General features: G+C 62.1%; 3 protein-coding genes. 2 read left to right on the top strand and 1 reads right to left on the bottom strand.

The genetic code is table 11. The features are described 5' to 3' along the window. Positions 1 to 158: 158 nt before the first annotated feature. Positions 159 to 614 (top strand): hypothetical protein, encoded by a 456-nt coding sequence (locus tag H7290_RS11530; RefSeq protein WP_290514161.1) that lies wholly within the window; start codon positions 159 to 161, stop codon positions 612 to 614. Beyond that, positions 497 to 1,627, top strand: a complete 1,131-nt coding sequence (locus H7290_RS11525) for an IS3 family transposase (RefSeq protein ID WP_366927628.1) — start codon at positions 497 to 499, stop codon at positions 1,625 to 1,627. Before H7290_RS11530 ends, H7290_RS11525 begins: the two co-directional genes overlap by 118 nt. 115 nt (positions 1,628 to 1,742) lie before the next feature. Here H7290_RS11525 and H7290_RS11520 read toward each other — a convergent pair whose 3' ends face one another. After that, positions 1,743 to 2,246, bottom strand: coding sequence for a DUF2004 domain-containing protein (locus H7290_RS11520; protein WP_290514160.1), 504 nt, complete (start codon positions 2,244 to 2,246; stop codon positions 1,743 to 1,745). Positions 2,247 to 2,364 lie beyond the last annotated feature (118 nt).

Raw genomic sequence — 2,364 nt, 5'->3', positions numbered from 1 at the left:
GAGCCACCGTCGAGCAGCTCGGCACCACCAGCTGACCGCGCCCTAGCTAACCCGTCCGTGGTTGATGCGCCTCAGAACTGCACGTGCGCCTGTAATCCGTTAGTTGCCATGATGGTTGTAAGACACCTCGTGGTATCGGGCGCAGATCGGAGCACGACATGAACGATTTGATAATCGGTAAGACCAGCACCGGCGGGCGATCGTTTCCGCTTGCCTTTCGGATTGAGTATTTGCGCCGCTGGGACGAGTGCGTCGAACGCGGGTCGAAGGTTCGGCTGATGCGCGAATTTGGTCTGGGCAAAAGCACCGTAGATCGCTGGCTGAAAGCTCGCGACGGGGGACAATTGACGGCATCGATGGTCGCCACTGCAGAAAGGTCCCGGGCAAGAATGGATAGTCGTGATCGTGCTGAGTTAGCCCGGCTGCGAGCGGAGAACGAGGCCTTGAAGAAGAAGGTCGCGCAGTCCGAAGCAGCCCAGCAAATCTTGGGAAAAGCATTCGAGCTCTTGGAAGGGATCACCACGAGCTCGAACGACACAGCAACACCGATCCCGCCGGCAGTGATGACCGCCGACGAGTACACGACCTGGCTGAAACGACGCAAGCTGTCCTAATCGCGACGGTCACGGCGCTGACGGACGAGAAGGCCCTGCCGGTCTTGGAGGCGTGCCTCCTGATCGGGTTGCCGCGGTCCACGTATTACCGGATCAGCCGCGGCTACCAGCATTATCGTCCCGTCGAGGAGCCGATACCGCATCGAGAGCGCCACCAACCGGCAGCCCTGGACCAAGACGAACGCGACGTGGTTCTGACCATGCTCACCCACAAGAAGTACGAGAAATTGTCTGTGGTGCAAACGTATTGGCGTGCCTTCGACGCCGGGAAGCTGGCGTGCTCCCAGCGCACTTTCTACCGGATCGCCAATGCTGAGAAGATGGTCGGCGACTGCCGAAAGACTCGGACCAGCAGCCCGTCTTCAGGCCGCACGCCGGCGGTGGCCACCACCAAACCCGGGGACCTGTGGAGCTGGGATATCACTGAGCTCCGCGGGCCGACCAACCACGCCCGGTACTACCTTTACCTGATCATCGATGTCTTCTCCCGCTACCCGATCGGCTGGTGCATCGAGACCTACATCTCCAAGAAACGGGCCGTGGCGTTGTTCACCGACGCCATCGCAAAGCACGGTGCCCCGAAGGTCGTGCACTCCGACAATGGCTCCTCCATGCGTTCCAAGGACCTCGTGGACACCCTCGTCGGCAAAGGCGTTGTCACCTCCTTCTCCCGCCCCAGGGTCAGCGACGACAACCCCTTCTCTGAGTCATTGTTCAAAACCATCAAGTACGACCCCAGCTGCCCGGGAAACTTCGACAGCCTCGACGACGCCCGCACATGGACCGGCGAGTTCCTGCACGAATACGCCACCGAACACCGCCACAGCGGGCTCGGCCGACACACCCCCGCATCCGTCTTCTTCGGCACTGCAATCCACGTCCACGCACGACGCCAACGCCACCTCGACGCCTACGCCGCCCGCAACCCCCGACGGTTCAACGCGCCCCCCAACCCCCCACAGTTACCTCAACCCACAGGAATCAACACCCACCTTTTGTCTCACAAAGGTTGACAACTACCGAACCGCGGGCGCATGTGCAGGTTGTGGGCGCACGAACAGTTCGGTGCGCAGCTTTCCGGCGCACGGCGGAACATGGAGTCGGACGACACCGCAGCCGCCCGGCGGGTCAGGTGTCGGTGGCGATGACGATCGTGTCGCCGTGGATATCGATGGTCACCACGAGCAGGCCGTCGGTGTCGTCGGGGCTGATGGAGTAGTCCAGCAGGGCGAAGTGCTCCTCGTTGCCGTTGTGGTGCGGGTGGAACCCCACCCGCTGCAGGCGCAGCGACCGCAAGAAATCGATCTGCTGGTCGCCGGAATCCCAGATGAGGGCGTTGCCGAGCGCTTCCGGCCCGAGTTCGTCGACCTGCTGGTCGATGTACTTCGCGGTCACCGAGCCCTCCGCGGACAGGTCGGCCACGAGAGACTCGCGAGCCTGGGAGTCGACCTCCTCGATCGCGTGGATCATGGCCGCGGCGATGTCGAGAGCCTCGACCGACACCGAATCCTCGTCCGGAGAGCTGAGGTCTACCTCGACGCTCTCGTCGCCGAGTTCGGCCGTGTCCGACCAGTACACCTCGCCGTCGTCGTCGCTGCCGAGAATGCCGAAGAAATCGTGTTCGAGAGTCATGTCGTCCTCATTCGTGAAGTGTGGAAAAAAATGTGGGCTTTCAGGCACAGACTGGTGGTCTACATGCGCGTTACCCGATCAGCTTCTGCGCGAACACGTGCGGCGTGAACCCGGTGAG

This window comes from Aeromicrobium sp., assembly GCF_014378035.1.
In the GTDB taxonomy this organism is placed as follows: Bacteria; Actinomycetota; Actinomycetes; order Propionibacteriales; family Nocardioidaceae; genus Aeromicrobium.
This window is presented reverse-complemented; position numbering and strand designations above follow the sequence as displayed.

Coding starts and splice junctions, on each gene's coding strand:
- H7290_RS11520 (WP_290514160.1), bottom strand. CDS start 2,246: ATGACTCTCGAACACGATTTCTTCGGCATTCTCGGCAGCGACGACGAC.
- H7290_RS11530 (WP_290514161.1), top strand. CDS start 159: ATGAACGATTTGATAATCGGTAAGACCAGCACCGGCGGGCGATCGTTT.